The sequence below is a fragment of the Bdellovibrio sp. HCB288 genome (genome assembly GCF_047305935.1).
Lineage (GTDB): Bacteria > Bdellovibrionota > Bdellovibrionia > Bdellovibrionales > Bdellovibrionaceae > Bdellovibrio.
Genome location: NZ_CP178619.1, coordinates 602,569 through 618,384 on the forward strand (window position 1 = coordinate 602,569; position 15,816 = coordinate 618,384).

15 protein-coding genes are annotated in these 15,816 nt (G+C 47.0%); all 15 read right to left on the bottom strand.

Annotated features, from left to right (window positions below; translation table 11 throughout):
• Positions 1-41: 41 nt before the first annotated feature.
• On the bottom strand, positions 42-392 hold the full coding sequence (hpf, locus tag ACLVWR_RS02920; RefSeq protein WP_340596228.1) for a ribosome hibernation-promoting factor, HPF/YfiA family: 351 nt from the start codon (positions 390-392) through the stop codon (positions 42-44).
• A 153-nt stretch (positions 393-545) separates the two neighbouring features.
• The gene (locus tag ACLVWR_RS02925) at positions 546-1,100 is read right to left on the bottom strand and encodes a 5'-nucleosidase (protein WP_413583471.1); all 555 of its coding nucleotides are present in this window, start codon (positions 1,098-1,100) and stop codon (positions 546-548) included.
• 16 nt (positions 1,101-1,116) lie between these two features.
• A complete protein-coding gene (locus tag ACLVWR_RS02930) occupies positions 1,117-1,614 on the bottom strand; it encodes an adenine phosphoribosyltransferase (protein ID WP_413582446.1) in 498 nt (165 codons plus the stop codon).
• A 72-nt stretch (positions 1,615-1,686) separates the two neighbouring features.
• Positions 1,687-3,129 carry an RNA polymerase factor sigma-54 gene (gene rpoN / locus ACLVWR_RS02935; RefSeq protein WP_413582447.1) on the bottom strand — a complete coding sequence of 481 codons (1,443 nt, stop codon included), beginning with the start codon at positions 3,127-3,129 and terminating at the stop codon, positions 1,687-1,689.
• A gap of 31 nt (positions 3,130-3,160) precedes the next feature.
• Positions 3,161-3,883 (bottom strand): LPS export ABC transporter ATP-binding protein, encoded by a 723-nt coding sequence (lptB, locus tag ACLVWR_RS02940; protein ID WP_340596224.1) that lies wholly within the window; start codon positions 3,881-3,883, stop codon positions 3,161-3,163.
• The gene (gene lptC / locus ACLVWR_RS02945; protein WP_340596223.1) at positions 3,880-4,902 is read right to left on the bottom strand and encodes an LPS export ABC transporter periplasmic protein LptC; all 1,023 of its coding nucleotides are present in this window, start codon (positions 4,900-4,902) and stop codon (positions 3,880-3,882) included. Before lptC ends, lptB begins: the two co-directional genes overlap by 4 nt.
• Before the next feature lie 18 nt (positions 4,903-4,920).
• Positions 4,921-5,526: an ExbD/TolR family protein gene (locus ACLVWR_RS02950; protein ID WP_340596222.1), complete on the bottom strand. Its 606-nt coding sequence runs from the start codon at positions 5,524-5,526 to the stop codon at positions 4,921-4,923.
• Positions 5,526-6,002: a biopolymer transporter ExbD gene (locus tag ACLVWR_RS02955; RefSeq protein WP_340596221.1), complete on the bottom strand. Its 477-nt coding sequence runs from the start codon at positions 6,000-6,002 to the stop codon at positions 5,526-5,528. Before ACLVWR_RS02955 ends, ACLVWR_RS02950 begins: the two co-directional genes overlap by 1 nt.
• A gap of 26 nt (positions 6,003-6,028) precedes the next feature.
• A complete protein-coding gene (locus ACLVWR_RS02960; protein ID WP_340596220.1) occupies positions 6,029-6,745 on the bottom strand; it encodes a MotA/TolQ/ExbB proton channel family protein in 717 nt (238 codons plus the stop codon).
• Between the two features lie 49 nt (positions 6,746-6,794).
• Positions 6,795-8,975 carry an AgmX/PglI C-terminal domain-containing protein gene (locus ACLVWR_RS02965; protein ID WP_413582448.1) on the bottom strand — a complete coding sequence of 727 codons (2,181 nt, stop codon included), beginning with the start codon at positions 8,973-8,975 and terminating at the stop codon, positions 6,795-6,797.
• A 47-nt stretch (positions 8,976-9,022) separates the two neighbouring features.
• A complete protein-coding gene (locus ACLVWR_RS02970) occupies positions 9,023-9,292 on the bottom strand; it encodes a hypothetical protein (protein WP_340596218.1) in 270 nt (89 codons plus the stop codon).
• Between the two features lie 23 nt (positions 9,293-9,315).
• Positions 9,316-10,170, bottom strand: a complete 855-nt coding sequence (locus tag ACLVWR_RS02975) for a tetratricopeptide repeat protein (RefSeq protein WP_413582449.1) — start codon at positions 10,168-10,170, stop codon at positions 9,316-9,318.
• Positions 10,170-13,403, bottom strand: coding sequence for a tetratricopeptide repeat protein (locus ACLVWR_RS02980; RefSeq protein ID WP_413582450.1), 3,234 nt, complete (start codon positions 13,401-13,403; stop codon positions 10,170-10,172). Before ACLVWR_RS02980 ends, ACLVWR_RS02975 begins: the two co-directional genes overlap by 1 nt.
• A 5-nt stretch (positions 13,404-13,408) precedes the next feature.
• Complete coding sequence (locus ACLVWR_RS02985) at positions 13,409-14,989, bottom strand: tetratricopeptide repeat protein (protein WP_413582451.1); 1,581 nt, start codon at positions 14,987-14,989, stop codon at positions 13,409-13,411.
• Entirely contained in the window at positions 14,986-15,804 is an 819-nt protein-coding gene (locus tag ACLVWR_RS02990; protein WP_340596214.1) for an outer membrane beta-barrel domain-containing protein, read from the bottom strand. Before ACLVWR_RS02990 ends, ACLVWR_RS02985 begins: the two co-directional genes overlap by 4 nt.
• Positions 15,805-15,816 lie beyond the last annotated feature (12 nt).

The following is a 15,816-nucleotide window of genomic DNA, read 5'->3' on the forward strand; positions in this document are numbered from 1 at the left end:
CGACCACCTTTTGTTAATTGAATTTGTTTTTCAACTTTGCATTAAGCTGCTTTGCGGACGCGAAGCATCTGATTCAGACGACCTTCTTTGGAAAGCTCTGGCTTCTTGTGATCCTTGTACATTTTGGCTGTCTTCAAAAATTGCTTTTCAAGCTTGTCCACACAGGCATCTACAGCAGCATAGGCATCCACACCAAACGAAGAGGCCTTAAAATACTTCTCACGGGTGTTTACGGAAATCTCCACACAAAATTCATTCTTGGTTTTGCTGAAGTAAACGGACCCGTAACCCTCCCTAAGCAGAAACTGACCAATCTCCTCCATACGCTGTTCCGTATAAGTTACAAGTGAATCGGAGTGATCAAGATGCTTAAAGGTTGTGTTCAATTTCATTTTATCTCCTCCAGCCCCTTTCAAGGCCTTCTAGTGTGTTCCTGAACTTCTTATCGGCCCTGCTGGACCAAAGATGAGCTCTATAATGAGAACCGGAGGAATAAATTTGCGGTTAATTTAAAATCTCACTTTGAGAAAATAAATTTTGTCGGGTTATTTGGGTGGAACTGAGACCATACGCTGATAAAAATAGAGCAATTTCTTAGCGCCCGGCAAAAGGTTCGCGGCCCAGTCATTATGGGCGTTATGGTCTGCCCCATCGGTAATGTATTTTAACGAAATCAGCTGCACGCCCATCTTGCGGCAGACCTTGGCAATTGCATAGCCTTCCATATCAACAAGGTCACAAGGAATCTTAGGCGTGCCCGTTTCGAAATTGTCCCCGGTACTGCAGATTCCATGGGGTAGTTCCGCAAAATACGGGATCAGATCAATTTGCCCCGGAATGGGATCGAAGGGAGTTTCGCCGACTTTGAAACCCAACGGAGTGATATCCATGTCTCTTTGAACAAAAGAGGAAACCTCAATCAGCTCGTGAGTTTTGAATTTAGCACTGCCAGCAGTGCCCAGGTTAATAATGACTTTGCATTTTGTTTTATGAATGACATCCATCGCGGTCAAAGCGGCATTTACTTTGCCGATACCCGTATAGTGAACCTGAATATTCTCATTTTCGAAAACATTCTGGGATTCATGAGGAAGTGCCATCAAAAGTGCGACGTCATTAATATTGTACAAGGGAAAAAACCTCTTTGCCGTTAAACTTCATTTGGTTCAGGAATGTCAGATTCACCAGAACCGCCACTGCCTGCACTGTATACCCAGCCATCGTGCTTAAATCAATGGCTGCCTGCAAAGTTCCGCCCGTCGCCAAAACATCATCCACGATCATGATCTTTCCGCCCCCTACTGGAAGCTCGATCTCGGCCGTTCCGTACTCCAAAGCATAGGAAAGTCGGCGCGTGGGCGGGGGTAATTTGCCCGCTTTACGAATGGGCATGAAACCCTTCCCATGAGTTGCCGCCAGATGGGCGGCCAAAATGAACCCTCTGGATTCAATTCCCGCAAAATATTGCACTTGCGATAAATCAACTCCGTTTACGAGGTTGTGTGAAACGTAGTGCATAGCCTCGGGGTTTCTCAACAGCGGCGACATGTCCCGGAATAGAATCCCCTCTTGCGGAAAGTTCGGGACATCCGTAATAAGCTTCTTCAGGTCCATGACAACTCCTCAAATAAAAATCCCCGCACGAGCCGCGCGGGGATTTCAGAAATCTGAATTATGCGTGCAGTATTAGAAATACTTCTTTCTTTGCGAAGACGGAAGGATTTTCAAAACATCACGGTACTTGGCAACAGTACGACGGGCGATTTGAATGCCGTCGACTTTCAACAAATCCACGATTTTTTGGTCAGACAGTGGATTCTTCGGATCTTCCTTGGCAACCAAGTCCTTGATTTTCACCTTTACTGATTCACTAGCCAACGAATCGCTACCGTCACCAGATGAAATCCCTGAATTGAAGAAGTATTTCAATTCATAGATACCTTGTGGAGTATGCACATACTTCGCTGTTGTCACACGGCTGACCGTGGATTCATGCATTCCAATGTCATTCGCGATATCGCGCAAAACCATCGGTTTCAAATGCTCAGAACCTTTTTCAAAGAAGTCGCGCTGATGTTTTACGATCGACTCGGCAACTTTATAAATCGTTCTTTGTCTTTGATGAATGGATTTAATCAACCAAACAGCTGAACGCAATTTCTCCTGGATATAATCCTGAGTTTTGTCGCCCGTGGTTTTGCCACTTTTCAGCATGTTTTTATAAAAGTTCGAAATTTTTAAACGCGGCAAACCGTCTTCATTCAAAGACACCACGTAGTCGTCACCCACTTTGTAAACGTAAACATCCGGTGTCACATAGTGAGTGTCGCTGGAAACAAAGGCACGACCCGGTTTTGGATCCATGGCGTAGATGATCTTACACATATCAACCACGTCTTCGATATCACGCCCCAATGCTTTCGCAATGGCTTCGTAATTCTTCTTTTCCAGATCTTTTAGATGATTCGTGATCAAATTCACCAGATCGTGAGTGTCTTCTTCAAGATGCTTGGCCTGGATCAAAAGACATTCCTTAAGATCACGAGCACCAACACCAGGAGGATCAAACTCATGTATCAGGGTCAGGGTGTCTTCCAACAATCCCTTGTCCAACTTCTCTTCTTCGGCAAGTTGGTCGATAGAAACTTTGAAGTAACCGTCATCATCAATCGCACCGATAATCGCGTCAGCTGCGCGCTCCTCTTCCTCAGAGAAGCCATTCATTTTCACTTGCCAGTAAAGGTGATCGTGCAAGGTTTGAGAAGCAGTGATGACGTTTTCATAGTTCATGATCTCTTCAGAGCCAGCCATGCCGGACTGAGGAGGTTTTTGATTTTGCTCAATATAGGATTCCCACTCAAACTCATCTTGTTTTTGTGGATCCTGGGAAATCTGTTCGTTTGCCGTCTCTCCAGCACCGTCGCCGACTTCGTCAGCGGCTTCCTTTGTACGCTGGAGATCTTCCTCTTTCAGTTGCTCCGCCTCTTCAAGAATCGGATTTTCCTCTAGTTCAGAACGTACCGCTGACTCCAGTTCCATACGCGACATCTGCAACAGTTTGATGGCCTGTTGAAGCTGCGGTGTAATGACCAGAGATTGACTCAGGTTCATGGTCTGTCGAAGAGCCATTGTTTACCTTTCTGAAAAACGCGCCAAAGCGTTACAGTCTAAAATTCTCACCAAGATAGAATTTGCGGGCCAATTCAGATTGAGTGATTTCGTCAGCACTTCCGCTGACCTGAATTGCTCCGTCCTTTAGTATATAAGCATAGTCGCAAATACCTAAAGTCTCACGAACGTTATGATCCGTTATGAGAACTCCTATACCTTTGGCCTTAAGTTCGCGGATGATATTCTGGATGTCACCGACCGCAATTGGATCGATACCCGCAAAGGGCTCATCCAGCAGAAGGAACTTGGGCTCCCCAGCCAAAGCGCGAGCAATCTCCACACGGCGACGCTCACCACCTGACAAAGCATAACCATAGCTGTCACGGATATGTCCAATGCGCAGCTCAGAGATCAACAGTTCCAAGCGTTCCGCACGCTGGGCACCGCTAAAACCGTGCGCTTCAAGAGCCACAGTGATGTTCTCGGCCACAGTCAGTTTACGAAAAATACTGGGTTCTTGCGCCAGGTAGCTAAGTCCCACCCGAGCCCGTTTATACATGGGCTCTTTGGTGATATCTTCGTCATCCAGATGAATCACACCGTTATCGGGCTGAATGATCCCCACGACCATGTAAAACGATGTCGTCTTACCGGCTCCATTGGGACCCAAAAGTCCAACGACCTGCCCGGATTCAACGGAAAACGAGGCTCCGTTAACGACTTTGCGTTTTTTAAAGCTCTTTGAAATTTCTTTGATGGTCAGAATACTCATTTGTCCATGCTCTCCATCTTGGCGCGTACTCTTTCAACTTTAACCTTTTTCCCGCCATCGAGAAAGATGATTTCCTCGCCACTCAGCTCATCGTTGTTCTGAATGACCTTGGGTTTCCCCTTGAAGACATATTTATTTGCCAAAAGGTCCAGGTTTACGACATCTGCTGTCGCAAACTTATCCGCATCACTGACTTTCACGCCACCCATGATGCTGATGGTACTCAAAATATTTGCGCCGCGATCATACAGGAAGCTGGCCTCAGGGCCTTCCAATCTCATTCCATCGTAGTTCATTCGAACCGCGCCTAAAAACCGCGCCGTATTGTTTTTCCCACTAAACTCTGCGCCATCGGCATCAATCTCAAAGCGCTTGCCCTGACTCATGGATTTTGTGGCCGTGACCTTTTCCCGAATGACCATCTTGGACTGATCCACGAAAACCTGCATGCTGCGACCACGAACGATCATGCCGCCGCCGGTACTGTCCGCAGGTCCTTCCATATAAACTGTCTCGGGGCTCTCGATGAGTCTTTTAACTGAAGAGTACGAGATCCCGGGAGTTTTGAAAACATAGCCATTCTCTGACCGGGTGATAACATTGCCCTCGATCTTCAGATCTTTTGAGGCCGCATCAATCGTGCCCTCATCACCAGTTGCGGTGAATTCAACTTTTTCCTGATTATAAAAAAAGACGCGGACTTTTTTAAGCTTCCAGTTGCCGCTGCCCTGACTGCCTTCGGCTGATTCAGAAAACAGCTCCCAGTCTCTTTGACCTTTTTGGCTTTCCACCAAATGCACACCACCCATGCGCTGATCCGCCATGGTGCCACCTGCTGGCTTTTGCTGGGCATCTTTACCCAGTTCTTCGAGCTCTTTTTTTCTTTTTTCCTGGAGTTCTACGCGTGCTTGAACCTGAGCATCGTCTTCGTGTTCAAGCTTTTGAGGAAAGACAATAAGAACCTCAACGAATAACAAAACTAAAAGTGCTGTAAAAATGAGGTTCTTGAACTTGGCCATGTAGCGATTCTACCCAAACTATTGGGTAGAAGTCGACTGGTTAGAGTTTTTGATCACCGCGAAATTGATTTCGCCGGCACCAGCTTCCGTCACTGTGAACATTACCTTTTTCACAGTCAGGAAATCCATACCCTTATCGGCCTGGATGGTCACTTTGCTCCATGCATTATCATCCTCAGGATTGTTGCTTTGACCTTTTGTTTGATCAACAGCATTTCTGATTTTGTTTTGCAGTTTTGCTTCATGCTCTGCTTTGCTTTTTGCCAAAGCCGCAGTCAACTGTTCCTTCAACTTAGGAATATTCCAGTCATCTGCACCTGTTGCCTGAACTTCGTCAAAAGTGGCAACCACATCCCTGTCCAAAACGATTTCCTTATTGGAGATCGTCACTACGTGAGCCGGTTTCAATTCTTTTACACTGGCTGCCTTCGGAAGAGTTACTTCCTTTGGCATGTAAAGAATGTCTCCCGTTGTATTGTAGTTTTGAAGAAGGAAGATCACGAGAACCGTAAACATGTCGACCATCGCTGTCAAAGACAGAACTGCCGTCACGCCACGCTTCCCTTTACGCTTACTCAAAATATTATGATAGCGATGTCTCTCGCCCGGTTTAAAGATTGCCATTATTGAGGCGCTCCTGTTGCGACTGAAATCGCACTAAATCCTGAGATCAGGCAATTATCCATTGCCTTGATCAATTGCTCGTATGGCAGATCATCTGCCATCGTCAGGATTGCATCCACTTTTTCTGGATAGATTTGTTTAACTCTTTGAAGTTGCGCAATGAGGCCCGCATCGTCAAATTGTCCCGCTTGCATCGGAAGACTGATGACTTGTTTCCCAACAGTTAAAACATAACCAACAGGCTTCACGTCCACCTTCAACACCACATCCGCATTTGGCGGAGGAGTCGGATTTGGCTGAGTGTCGGATTTCTTACCGTACAAGGAACTACCAATTTGAATCATAGAGATTTGAGTCCAAACGGCGGAGATCAAGAGGAACGTAATAAGTACGCTCATCAAGTCAATGACAGGCACGAGATTCAACTCGATATTCTTCGCCCTGCCGCCTTTGCCACCCTCTTCTATGTGAGCCATGCTAAACCTCTAAACTCTCAAAAAAATTAATCTCTGATTTTTTCTCTGTTTGCTACAACCAGATTCAAAAGACTCATGCTGGTTTCAACAACTTCGTTCTCAGTTTTTTGAATACGATGCTGGAACAAACCGTAAGCAACGATACAAAGGATCGAAACCAAAAGACCGAATGCCGTACAGTTCAGGGCATGCGAGATACCTTTTGAAAGTTCGATGGATTTAGTAGCAGGATCCGCAACCGCAACCGCCTTAAATGACCCGATCATACCTACGATCGTACCCAATAGACCCGCAAGAACGGCGATATTACCGAAAACTGCAAGGAAGGATACCCAACCCTCAACTTTTGGCATCTCTCTCATAACTGCTGCATCCATCGCCACTTGGATTTCTTCATCCGGGCGCTTGTTCATTGCTTGCACAAGACCGGCTTTAACTGTGTTCGTCAAAGCTGCTGGGCGAGCGTCGCAATACGAAATAGCCTGGCGAAGATCGCCTGCCACCACCATGCGGAAAATCTGATCCGTGAATTCTTTTTTATCCACGTTCAAGTTTTTCAACTTCATAATACGGTCAACGATTACCATGATCGACATGATGAAGATTGCCGCGATGATGTACATCACGAATCCACCCTCATGGAAGGCACGTTGAATGAAATTCATATTATCACCGGTTGCAACTTGCACTGCTACGTTAGTTGCTGCGTTTGTTGCTGCTGCTGCTGCGTCTGTTGGGTTCACGGAAACTCCTCCTATTAGAGTAACTTATTTAATTCTTTTACTTTAAAATCTACTGTTGGTTCAGAACGAATGGATAAGCTTCGATCACCGCCACGAGACCTGCTGGAGGTTCCGGGAATGTCCAACTTGCCAAACGATCTCTGATGCAATTCTCCACTTGTTTGTTACCAAGAGAAGAACTCTTCACCACCACGTTACGAGCCTGACCTTGTGCCACGATTTCCCAGCCCAGGATCACTTTACCCTCTAAACGAGTGCCTTTCGCAACAGTGTTAAGCGCTCTTTCGTAGCAGCTCTTAACTTCGTGAAGCTTGGCACGAATCACACGACGGATCGCCTCTTTGTCGATAGTACCGTCAAACGACTCTTCCATACCGCCACCTTCGATTGCCACTTGGGATTTCGAACCGAAACCTTCCGAAGCACCGTAAGCTGATTGGCCTGACCCACGACCTTTGGTTCCGATACCTGCGATACCTTGAGTCGCAGTACCTTTACCACCGGCACCCGAGTCTTTGAATTTAGAACCAAGATCATCACCCGCTCTGTTTTCGTTCATACCGGAAGTACCGGTTGCACGATCGGCCATACCCAAAACTTCGCCCTGACCAGAGTAAGCTTTGTCGATGGAACCACGGTTTCCACCGCCACCGAAGGCGCTGAACAGACCCACTTTGGACAGATCCTTGTTCTTGGACTGAGCATTCGCACTGGCAGTTTCACCCATTTTCACTGCGCCACCCTGGCGAGTGGAAGTGAACTTCTTAGTACGATCTTTGGTTTCTTTAGGCGCCACTTCGCTTGCGCGAGCCGCAGTCTGGGCTTTTTGCGCCAACTGAGGTTTGTTCTCGGGCTTTTTCTGTTGAGCCGTTTTGTCCTTGTCAGACACGACAACTTTTCTTGGAGTTGGTGTCGGAGTTGGCTGTTGCACCGGAGTCGGAGACGGCTCTGGTGGTTTCGGCTCAGGAGTCGGCTTCGGCGGAGGTGTTGGCGTCTTGTCAAAAATAACCTGAGCAATACGCTGCACGTCCTCTTGCTTGTTCTCTTCCCAGTCATCCGGTGTTGTTGCGGAGATATACAGCGCAAGCAATCCGACGATAACCATCGACATCACCAATCCAGTCAATTCTGAACCGGATAGCATCACGTTTGTGATAGGAACAATTGGTGCCTGAGGAACGAAACGAACGTAAAGTTCAATCATTCCACCTGGCAATGCCAGGCAAAGCATTTCGTTTTGATCAACGCGAACAGAATAACCAGCACCGGCTTTTTGCGCGCGCCCTGATTTTTCCAATTCCTCGACACTGACAGAACCTGTCGCACCGATGAGTTCGATTTTAGTTTCGGCAGTGGTATTAACTTTCAGACCACCGGCCATGTCCAGAATTTGGAAGCCCTTTGGCAGAATACCTTCTGGCAGCGCAATGCTGTCAGGTTTATCCTCACCCAGGTTCACTCTGACCGGCTGATTGCCTTTGAAGTTGTACGTATTCAGTACGCGCTCTTTCCAAGCAACGATAACCTGAACCGTTGGGCCTTTGCCCGGCTTCAAATAAGATTTCAAATCCTTTACCTCACTTGGAGGAGCAAAGGTTTTTTTCTTCTTGTCTTTCTTGAAAGAAACTTTGCCGGGACGGATCTCCGGACGAGATGGCGTCGGCGCTGGAGCTGCCGCAGTCACAACCGGAGCTGCTGGTGCTTTTTCATCAATCACCGGCATTACAGTCGGAATCGCAACTTTAACTTCTTCTTTTTTCTCAGCCGCTGGTGGTGGAGGTGCAACAGGTTCAGCTTTTTGAGCTGCCGGTGGTTCCACTGGAGGAGGAGCGACAGGAGCCACAGTCATCGTCTCAGTTGCTACTGGAGCTGGTGGAGGAGCAGTCGTCGCAGGTGGCGCAACTGGCGGTTCAACCGGTGGAACCGGAACTGCCACAGCATCATCCATTTTCGCTTCACCCGGAGGCGGACCTTTTGGCTTCGGCACTCCAAGAAAGAATACAATTTTAAACGGACCCACATTCACTTCATCGCCTGAAGAAATGCTCTCATCAAGAATGGCCTGGCCATTTTTGAAAGTTCCGGTTTGAGATCCCAAGTCACAGATATAGTATCCGGCATCACGTCTCTCCAACAAACAGTGAATCGGAGAAACTCCGTCACCATCCAGGTCGACATGAACTTCCTCAGAGTGACCAATAACGATCTGATCCTGATCGAACTGCTTCACTCCAACGAGTTGGTTATCTTTAAAGATTCTGAATATTAACGGCGATCTCAATTACTACCTCGAACTCGCTGAATGTCTTCTGCTGATTTTCTCATCTCAGGAATGAAGTTTTCCCTTAACTTGATCAATCTTTTATAATTGAAATTTTTCTTTTGGAAGAGATAGGACAACTCTGGTTTTTGAGTGCCCCCTTCAACCAATTCATCTTCGAAGTTCAGTGTTGCTTTACGCTCTTTCTTAGCATCTTGTGCGTAAGCAAAATTGCAAGCCATGGATATGATTCCAAGCAAAGATATGTATTTTATTACTCGCAACATGGTTCACTCCCTCGAGGATTAACTTATTTTAAACCTGCTTTGGCCTTGTTCTCCAAAGCATTTATTTTATTACTCGACCCTGCCGGTCCACCCACGAACTTTAGTCTGCTGATAACGTCCAGACCGTCCTTATATTTTTCCATTTTATCGACAAGAAGAATAGCGTAGTTCAGCATCGCCTCACGGTTGTTGCTGTCCTCTTTAACGACTTTCTTGTATAGGTCGGCGGCTTTGTCGTAACTGCCTGTAGCAGTTAATGCCACTGCATAATTGTTCATCACTCGTGGATCTTTCACACCACGACTGTATGCAACTTCCAGAGTCAAAAGAGCCTTTCTATAGTCTTTCTCCTGGACGTAAATGGAACCTACGTTTGCAGAAGCAACAGGCTCCATCGAATTGATTGAAAGAGCTTTCTTGAAGGATTTGATCGCCTCACGTCTTTCATTCTGCGCCAACTGGACCACACCCAAATTCGAGTAAAGCTCGGCCATATTTGGATTTGCACCGATGGCTTTGCTCAACAGATAGCGGGACAGATCAAAACGACTCTTTTTAAAGTGGTACATCGCCAGGGCATTCAGAGCACGGGCATCGTTGCCATTTTGTGCCAGAATATCCGTCGCCGCACGATATATCCCCTCGTCATTCTGGGATTTAATCGCAGAATTCAAACTCGAGTATTGTGAAGATGCGACAGGAGCCGCTTTCGGCGCTTCCGGCTCTGGCTCTGGTGCTTTTTCCGCAGCCGGAGCTTCCGGCATTGGAGCATCTGCCACGCTGTCCATACCCATCATGTCTTCTGAGCTCTCGTTGGATTTCGGAGTGGAAGAACATGCGGCAATAAATAGAACTGTTAACAATAGATACTTTTTCATTATTGACCCATCCAATTCACCAGACGAAGTTCAGAGCCGACTTCACCACCGTTATAGTAGTTAACCGGGTCCACTTTGCTCATGTAGTCCAGGGCGGCACGGTAAGCATCATTATATGCTTCAAGTTCCCATGCACGATCCACGCAGGCCTTGTAAGAGTCCTTCGCTTTACCCACAAAAGGTTCCGCGAATTTTTCGACGCCAGCCTTGTACTGCTTCGTTTCTTCCGGATTCAAACCACCAGGCAATGGTGCGTTTGTGATCGCCTGAGCCATGTTTGTATTGGCATCACCCAATAGCGCCAGTGAACTGATAATCTCCTCGGCACTGTCGTACTTGATCACATCCACCAGCTCACCGGAAAGCTTGGTCAACAAACCAATCTTTCTGTCAGCCGCAGCTTTTTGCTTGGCAGGGTTCGCCGGGAAGTTGATTGAGCGCATTTCCTTAAACGTCGTCATTGCATCCGCAAACTTCAGCTTGGCAGCGTAAGAAGCGCCCGGGCCTTTTTTGTTAGGAGCAAAACGTCTTTGGATCGATACAACTTTACCAGCCCATTCTTTGGAGCGAGTGATCGCACCCACTTCTTTGGAAAGCTCGTAAACCCAATAAGCACTCTCGACCACTTTTTCCTGATCACGACCACCGGTTTCGACATATTCCATATAGTTGCGAATTGCCGCACCTTTTTGATCCGCCTTACGATGGATCGTCGCGATGCTGTAAAGGACTTCCACGTTTTCACTGCGTTTCTTGTTCATTTTCGTGAACTCAGTGTATGCGCGGATAGCCTCATCACTGCGACCCAAAGCATCGTACAATACTGCAGCATTAAACATCATGTTCGGAGACAACGGATCTTTCGGTGCTTCCAAAGCAAGTTGTTTGTAAAGCTTGGCTGCTTCTTCAAACTGCGCTGAATCCTGATACTGTTTTGCCAGGAATCTGCGAACTTTAGGTTTTAGCTTTTCAGCTTCTGGATCCTTGGATGACAAAATGCCTCTGTAGGCGGCGATTGCCATACCATTTTGACCTGCGCGCTCGTAGTTGATACCCGCATTGTAGAGTGCGGTCGTCGCAAGACTGGATCCCGGATTGGACTTAGAGAATGCTTCGTAAGCCTGAGCGGACTCAGCAAACTTCTTTTGGCCCTCAAGATCCTGACCTTTTTTAAATGAGGCCTTCTCCATGACGCCTTTGATGTCTTTACCCACTGGCGATGCTGCAATGGATGGAACCGCAAGCATTTCTGCTCCGACTTTCTCCAGACCCGCATAGTCCTTTTTCAGGTTGTACACATCCAGGATCAAGTTCGCAGAGTATTCCGCGTACTTGGATTTAGGATTGTTCTTAACGATGTCGCGGAATACTTTAACTGCTTCGTCGAAGTGATTCGATTGATAGTAAAGACGACCAATACGGAATTTGATCTCCGGAGTCTTTTCAGACTGCGGGAACTTCGCTGCATACCAGCTGCCAGCTTTGATAAAGCGCTCCACTTTTGGATCCAATGGAACCGGATCCAGGGAGTTCCCAACACGCTTCTGCATTTCGGCGTCAGTTGGAATTGTTTTTTCCACTGACAAAATCAAGTTCTGAGCGGCTTTTGCATAGAATTTGCTTGTCGGAGCTTTTTCAGCAACCCATTGGTATTGCGCGTAAGCTTCGTCGTAACGTTGCATATCGTATAGCAACTCCCCGTAGTAGAAGTGCATATCACCAATAGACGGAGAATCAGTAAACTCAGATAGATAAAGCTTATAACCCTCGTTAGCCTGAGTTTGCGAGAACTGAGCACGGGAGTTTTGCGCTGTTTGATGTTGTTGCAAAATATAGTTACGCAATGTTGTTTCACGTAATTTATATGAGCTGTCCATCAACTCTTTGTTCTTGTTATTAGCCGTAAACCAGTCGCTGCCTTTGCCGTAGTCTTTCACCCAGCCATACAATTCGTCTTTGAAACGAGTTGTGTTCTTGGCATAGAAGAAGTTCTGTACGATTTGGTACTGGAACTCGAAAGATTTTGGCGAAGTCGGATTACGAGCAATCAACAGCTTAAAGATTTCGCGGGACGCTTCTTTGTTTCCGCGAGCTTGATACTGATATGCCAGTCTTTCCAGATACTGATCACTACCCTGACCGATCAAACCATCGAAATAGTTCGCGGCATTGGCAGGATCACCACCTTCAGCATAGAACACGACCAGGTCACGCATTGCCTCACCTTCAAGGCGAGTGCGATTGACGGCTTTACCCGCCACCTGTTCAGCTTCTTCCTGACGGCTGCTTTTAATGATGTATTCAAGATACGCCAAACCTTGCTGTACTTTTCCAAGACGGAACAAACACCAGCCGCCTTTATACATCGCGAAAGTGTGCAAACGGTGTCTTTTTTGCTTAATCAGGAAAGTATATTCACGATAAGCATCCGACCATTTCTCATTCTCAAAATAGTATTCACCCAGGGCGAAGTGAGCTTCCCCCACGAACGCGGATTTTGGATACTTCTTGGTCAAATCCTCGTAGTACTGAGCACCTTTTTTTACGTCGCCCAATTCAAAGTAGTTGTATCCAAGGAAGAATAACGCCTGAGGCATTTTGGAATCTTTTGGAAAGTCACGCTGGAACCATTCGTACAATTGAACGGCTTTACGATTGTAGTCACGTGCCTCAGCAAGCTCCAGAACCGGCTTGCGGTTGGTTTTCTTTTCCTGGAAAGCACGTAGTTTTGCATCGTACTCATCCTGCTTGCGGGAATCCACGATACTGGCTTTTTCAACATAGAGTTCCGCCAGGCGCAGCCACAGCTCACCACGGTTCGGACTTGTTTTGAATCTTTGAGTCAGCTTATAAAGCTCTTGAATCTGCTGATCCAGGATCTTTTCATACTGAGCTTTTTGGTCGCCCTTGCTGCGAGTCTGCATGATCTCAGAAGAGCGAGGCGGTTTTACCGCACTCAGGTTCACTTGGTTCGCTTGAGCCGCAAATCCCAGATTTGCAGTTGGAAGCGCCGTGGAATCCTTCTTGGCCTTGGCATTCTCGCGATCAGCTTGTGCCAACAACTCCCCGACCGTTCTTGCACGGGATTGAGCCGAAGACGGAGCTGCCGTAGGTTTGGCAGGAGCCGCCTTCTTCCCTTTTTTCGGAGGAGCCGCATGGACTGGGGCTACAGAGCCCGCAACCAATGCAGTAATTAAACTTGTGACCAGAAGTTTATGCCTGTTAAATTTCATAATTCCTACTCGCAACTTTGTTTGCCCAGATAGTGGTAGTTACCGATTTCATCCAACCAGAACTCGCCTTGGAACGGATAGTATTGGAACCCATTTTCGATGTAGAACTTACGGTTCACGTTGTCGTCAATTTGTTCACCAAGGTCTTTACCAGCAATTTTCTTTTTAACGCTTTCTTTTCTTCCGTTGATCATTTCGTAACGGATGAAGCCAGATTGCTCATACAGGTCATGAAGCTCTGTGCGCATGTTCAACAAGTGCACTTTCATCATGTCGCCGATTGCCAGCTTCGTGTTCTTGGAGCGATTTGCCAGGATTTTCAAAGAATACTGACCCAAAGCTGATGCACGGAATGTCGGGCTGCCTTCCACGCGCGTTTTTTCCTGGTTCAATCGAGCCAGGTAGTTCATCGCACGCTTCACGTCACCCTGATCCATGATGTTTCTAAGAACAATGTATGGAAGATGAAGATTCGCGGATTTATCAGTCGTCTTGATGACTTTCGCTTTTTCAAGCTCCTGATAGTAGTACATATTGTCGTTTGTGCTCTTGATGAAGTTACCGATTTTGGAACGGATTGGTCCATAAGTGGACTCAAACAGATTCAAAACCTTCTCCATCTCGTCGTATTTACAGATGTAGAGGTAAACGATGGCGCGCAAAAGTAAACTCTCCGGCATATAAAAGTCTTCGTAATATGCCGAGTGGAGAGTTTGGAAATTACTCATCGCTGAACGGAAGCGCGCTGAACGCAACATTGCCCAGGATTGTTCAAAAATCGCATCATGCCAAGCCAGCGTATCACGAGGTACTGCAGAGTATGCCTCGATCGCCGCATCCCAGTCTTTCTTCTGATAGTAAGCACGTGCCAAAGCCAACTGAGCCTGAACCTTATTGGTATCAGTCACCGGCGCGGACGCACGGCCATCAATCATGTTTTGGAAGACTGTGATTGCCTGTGGAACTTCATTCGCCTCTAGCTCACAAAGTCCGCGGTTGTACGTGGCCTGATAGAAGTAAGAGCTGTTTGCACCAACGCGGCTGAACATATCAATCGCTTTGGCATAGTCTTTATTACGACGTTGGATTTCCCCAAGACGGAAATAAACCATGTCTTTTTGACTTGCTGGGATTGCATTCAAATCCACACGAGAGATCGCGTAATTCAGAATGGTATCGTCACCCAGGCCGTCGGCAACAATCGAAAGTTTTTCGATCGCTGGTTTTGAATAGCGTGGGCTGCCGGAGCGGATCACATCAACGAATTGGAAAGCTGCTGTTTGATACAGCTTCAACTGCATCAACATTGTGCCCAGAATGTACTTAATTTGCGGACGCTCTGCTGCCAACTCAGGTTTACGAGCCAATGTGAAAAGGTTGTTTGCTGCTGCTGCATACTGACCGTTTTGGGCCATTTGCAATGCGCGGGCAAGCTGAGCCTTTGCATTCGGCGGCTGCGCTTTGCGAGGAGCCGCTGGACGTGCAGTCGTGGGACGTTTTGCAGGTGCTTTGCGAGATGTCTGCGCATCACCCATAACGGGCATAACCATACTTGTTGCAATCAAGAGTAGTAGTAGTTTTCTCATCGGTATGTTGCCTCCGGAAAGAACCAGCTTACGCCGACAGTTAAGAACAAGTTATTGAAGCTGTTCGTGGATTTGCCCAATACGTTGCCATCAGTATCTTTATTGGTGACCGTCGCATTGAAGAAGTTCCAGCTGAAGTCCCAACGGAACGCCACAGATTTGGTCAAAGAGAAGATCTGACCTGCTGCCACGTGAATAGTTCCTGCGCTTTCCCCAGTGGAAACCTCAGTCATTCCATAACCACCGGAAAAATAAAGATCGAAAGGAACAATACGGTTGTTAAACCATGTCATTTTCCCGTAGATCGGAACCCACATCAGGTCGGCACCCATGTACGATTTTGGAAAGGCCAAACTTTCGGTGGAAACTTTATTATTCTCTTCAAGTTCACGAGTCGATTCACGCTCTGACGTGGTCAAAGCAAAGTAATTCAGCTCGACACCCCAGGTTTCAGTCAGGAAGTATCCAGCCTTAAACACACCACCCATCGTATTGAAGAATGGGTCATTGGTTACGACAGTAGCGCCACCAAATAACTCGAAACGACCGGTTTTAGGCATGAATCTTTTTTGGATAATCGAAATTTCCTGAAATGGCGCCAGATTCGCAAGACCTTTGAAATCTGTCGTATTTTTATCAGGACTGTCATCATAGTTTTTTGCTGCCGCAGAATTATCAATTCTAGGCGCGGATTTGCCAACTTCGGATTCAAAGCTGTCAACATCCTCACCGCCACCCAGATCCTGGGCTGTTGCCAAACCCGGAATCAGCATCGCTGAGAAAAGCAAAATAGTGATTAGCTTTTTATTCAACATCTTTCAGCCTCG

Bases quoted from the DNA above. Each gene is read 5' to 3' on its own strand.
- hpf (WP_340596228.1), bottom strand. From the start codon at position 392: ATGAAATTGAACACAACCTTTAAGCATCTTGATCACTCCGATTCACTT.
- ACLVWR_RS02925 (WP_413583471.1), bottom strand. From the start codon at position 1,100: ATGGCACTTCCTCATGAATCCCAGAATGTTTTCGAAAATGAGAATATT.
- ACLVWR_RS02930 (WP_413582446.1), bottom strand. From the start codon at position 1,614: ATGGACCTGAAGAAGCTTATTACGGATGTCCCGAACTTTCCGCAAGAG.
- rpoN (WP_413582447.1), bottom strand. From the start codon at position 3,129: ATGGCTCTTCGACAGACCATGAACCTGAGTCAATCTCTGGTCATTACA.
- lptB (WP_340596224.1), bottom strand. From the start codon at position 3,883: ATGAGTATTCTGACCATCAAAGAAATTTCAAAGAGCTTTAAAAAACGC.
- lptC (WP_340596223.1), bottom strand. From the start codon at position 4,902: ATGGCCAAGTTCAAGAACCTCATTTTTACAGCACTTTTAGTTTTGTTA.
- ACLVWR_RS02950 (WP_340596222.1), bottom strand. From the start codon at position 5,526: ATGGCAATCTTTAAACCGGGCGAGAGACATCGCTATCATAATATTTTG.
- ACLVWR_RS02955 (WP_340596221.1), bottom strand. From the start codon at position 6,002: ATGGCTCACATAGAAGAGGGTGGCAAAGGCGGCAGGGCGAAGAATATC.
- ACLVWR_RS02970 (WP_340596218.1), bottom strand. From the start codon at position 9,292: ATGTTGCGAGTAATAAAATACATATCTTTGCTTGGAATCATATCCATG.
- ACLVWR_RS02975 (WP_413582449.1), bottom strand. From the start codon at position 10,170: ATGAAAAAGTATCTATTGTTAACAGTTCTATTTATTGCCGCATGTTCT.
- ACLVWR_RS02980 (WP_413582450.1), bottom strand. From the start codon at position 13,403: ATGAAATTTAACAGGCATAAACTTCTGGTCACAAGTTTAATTACTGCA.
- ACLVWR_RS02985 (WP_413582451.1), bottom strand. From the start codon at position 14,989: ATGAGAAAACTACTACTACTCTTGATTGCAACAAGTATGGTTATGCCC.
- ACLVWR_RS02990 (WP_340596214.1), bottom strand. From the start codon at position 15,804: ATGTTGAATAAAAAGCTAATCACTATTTTGCTTTTCTCAGCGATGCTG.